This window comes from Streptomyces sp. NPDC002130, from assembly GCF_040296465.1.
Classification (GTDB): Bacteria; Actinomycetota; Actinomycetes; order Streptomycetales; family Streptomycetaceae; genus Streptomyces.
The window spans coordinates 1-3,250 of the sequence record NZ_JBEOXI010000473.1 but is presented as its reverse complement, the minus strand read 5'-3'; the positions used below and the strand labels follow the sequence as shown (position 1 = coordinate 3,250).

Here is a 3,250-nt window from a genome sequence, read left to right as displayed (position 1 = left end):
ATCATGCTCCGCACCCATCGCAAGGTTCAGGACAGCGGGGCACACGCCCCCGTAAGGGTTAGGAGGATCGTCATCGCCCTCGCCCTCCAGCCGGAACCGGACGTGGCCGCCCTGCGGGCCCGCACCGAGGCCTTGGCCGCCAAGCACCCGCTCTACCCGCACCTGTCCGACAACGGAGACGCCCGATGAGCCCCCGCACCCCCGGCGCCGAGCTCCCCGAACACCCCGACTGGCTCTGGCGCAACCCCGAGCCCAAGCGCTCCTACGACGTCGTCGTCGTGGGCGGCGGCGGACACGGCCTGGCCACCGCCCACTACCTGGCGAAGAACCACGGCATCACCAACGTCGCCGTGCTGGAGAAGGGCTGGCTGGCGGGCGGCAACATGGCCCGCAACACCACGATCATCCGCTCCAACTACCTCTGGGACGAGAGCGCCGGCATCTACGAGCACGCCCTCAAGCTGTGGGAGGGCCTGGCGGACGAGCTCGACTACCCGATCCTCTTCTCCCAGCGCGGTGTACTGAACCTCGCCCACAGCCTCCAGGACGTCCGCGACAGCGTGCGCCGCGTCGAGGCCAACCGTCTCAACGGCGTGGACGCCGAGTGGCTCGACGCGGACGGCGTCAAGGACGTCTGCCCGATCGTCAACACCTCCCCGGACGTGCGCTACCCCGTCCTGGGCGCCACCTATCAGCCGCGCGCGGGCATCGCCAAGCACGACCACGTCGCCTGGGGCCTGGCCCGCTCCGCCGACGCCGCCGGCATCGACATCATCCAGAACTGCGAGGTCACCGGCCTCGACGTGGTCGGCAACCGGGTGGTCGGAGTCCAGACCACCCGGGGCCCGATCGCCGCGGGCAAGGTGGCGCTCTGCTCGGCGGGCCACACCTCGGTCCTGGCGGCCATGGCGGGCATCGAACTCCCCGTGCAGAGCCACCCCTTGCAGGCGCTCGTGTCGGAGCTGCTGGAACCGGTCCATCCGACGGTCGTCATGTCCAACGCGGTCCACGTGTACGTCAGCCAGGCCCACAAGGGCGAGCTGGTCATGGGCGCGGGCATCGACGCGTACAACTCCTACACCCAGCGCGGCGCCTTCCACATCATCGAGGAGCAGATGGCGGCGGCCCTGGAACTCTTCCCGGTCTTCGCCCGCGCCCATGTCCTGCGCACCTGGGGCGGCATCGTCGACGTCAGCCCCGACGCCTCACCGATCATCGGCCTCAGCCCGGTGGACAACCTCTACCTCAACTGCGGCTGGGGAACCGGCGGTTTCAAGGCCACCCCCGGTGTCGGCTGGGTCTACGCCCACACCATCGCCCACGACACACCGCACCCGCTGAACGCCCCCTTCTCGCTCGACCGTTTCACCACCGGCGCGCTCGTCGACGAGCACGGCGCGGCCGCGGTGGCCCACTAGGACCACTGGAAGCTTTGGGAGCCGATCCATGCTGCTGATCCCCTGCCCGTGGTGCGGACCTCGCGACGAGGCCGAGTTCCACTACGGCGGCCAGGCCCATGTGCCGTACCCGGAGGCCCCGGCATCCCTCACCGACGAGGAGTGGGCCCGCTACCTCTTCTTCCGCGACAACCCGAGGGGCCCCTTCGCCGAGCGCTGGAGCCACGCCGCGGGCTGCCGCCGCTGGTTCAACGCCGTCCGGGACACGTCGACGAACGAGATCCTGACGGTGTACCGGGTGGGGGAGGAGCGACCGGCCGTTCTCGAGGCACGTGCGGCGCAGGTAGCCTGTCCGGCGTTTGAGGACGAGGCCGTCCAGGCCGAAGGGGGGCCTGGGGGCGCAGCCCCCAGCGGGGTGGAAGGGGCGGAGCCCCTTCACGAAGGGACGGGTAGGGGCGGCGGGGGCGAAACAACCCAGCCCTTCCGCCACCCCACCCGCGGCCGAATCCACCGCGACAAGCCTCTCACCTTCACCTTCGACGGCACCGAATACCAGGGCTGCAAGGGCGACACCCTCGCCTCCGCCCTTCTCGCCAACGGCGTCATCCAGACCGGCACCAGCATCAAACTGGGCCGCCCCCGCGGCATCTTCTCGGCCGGCGTCGAGGAACCCAACGCGGTCATCCAGATCGAGGAACCCTTCCCCGAGCCCATGCTCCCGGCCACCACCGTCGAGCTCTACGACGGCCTCGTCGCAACCAGCCTCCCCGGCCAGGGCCGCCTCGCCACCGAACCGGACCCGGCCCGCTACGACGCCGTGCACACCCACTGCGACCTCCTGGTCGTCGGCGCGGGCCCGGCCGGCCTCGCCGCAGCGTCAGCCGCCGCCCGCTCAGGGGCCCGCGTCATCCTCGCCGACGACCAGCCGGACCCCGGCGGCAGCCTCCTCGGCACCGGCGAACTCCTCGACTGGGTGAGCGAGACGACCGCCCGGCTCGACGCCGCCCCCGACGTACGGGTCCTGCGCCGCACCACGGTTTTCGGCTACTACGACGACAACCACCTGCTCGCCGTCGAGCGCCGCACCAACCACCTCGGCGCCGCGGCTCCCGAGAAGGTCTCCCGGGAACGCGTCCACCGCATCCGGGCCCGCCACGTCGTCCTCGCCACCGGCGCCCACGAACGCTCGCTGGCCTTCGCGGACAACGACCGCCCAGGCGTGATGCTGGCCGCTTCGGCCCGCGCCCACGTCAACCGCCACGGCGTCCTGCCCGGCCGCCACGCGGTCGTCTTCACCACCAACGACAGCGCCTACGCGGTGGCGCTGGACCTCGCCGCGGCGGGCGTCGCCATCGAGGCCGTGGTCGACACGCGTCCCGAGCCGGGGGAGTGGGCCGAGCGCACCCGCCGGGCCGGCATCGAGGTGCTGACGGGCCACGCCGTCACGGCCACGGAAGGTGCCCCCCGTCTCACCGCCGTCACGGTCGCCCCGTACGGGGAGACGACAGGGCGACGGGAGTTCGCCGCCGACCTGCTCCTGGTCTCCGGCGGCTGGAACCCGGTCGCGCACCTGTTCAGCCAGGCCGGCGGCAAGCTCCGCCACGACGAGGAGCTCGGCACCTTCGTCCCCGACACCTCCCGCCAGGCCGTCGAGGTCGCGGGCGCCGCGAGCGGCGTCCTCGACCTGGCCCGAGTCCTCGCGCAGGGGGCGGCCGCGGGAGCCCGCGCGATCGAGGCCGAGGGCTACAGCGCCGAGACGCCCCGCCTGCCGCAGGTGGCGACACAGCCGCAGACGCCGCCCATGCAGGTCTTCACCGTCCCCGGCCGGGAAGGCGCCCCGCGCTTCGTCGACC

3 protein-coding genes are annotated in these 3,250 nt (G+C 72.3%); all 3 read left to right on the top strand.

The window, feature by feature from the left end:
* The coding region (locus ABT116_RS41270; RefSeq protein ID WP_351645372.1) for a hypothetical protein at positions 1–189 on the top strand (189 nt) is incomplete at its 5' end.
* Complete coding sequence (locus tag ABT116_RS41265) at positions 186–1,418, top strand: sarcosine oxidase subunit beta family protein (protein WP_351645369.1); 1,233 nt, start codon at positions 186–188, stop codon at positions 1,416–1,418. The genes ABT116_RS41270 and ABT116_RS41265, both read left to right, overlap by 4 nt.
* A 28-nt stretch (positions 1,419–1,446) precedes the next feature.
* On the top strand, positions 1,447–3,250 hold a 1,804-nt coding region (locus tag ABT116_RS41260; protein ID WP_351645366.1), incomplete at its 3' end, for a sarcosine oxidase subunit delta family protein.

Coding starts and splice junctions, on each gene's coding strand:
- ABT116_RS41265 (WP_351645369.1), top strand. CDS start 186: ATGAGCCCCCGCACCCCCGGCGCCGAGCTCCCCGAACACCCCGACTGG.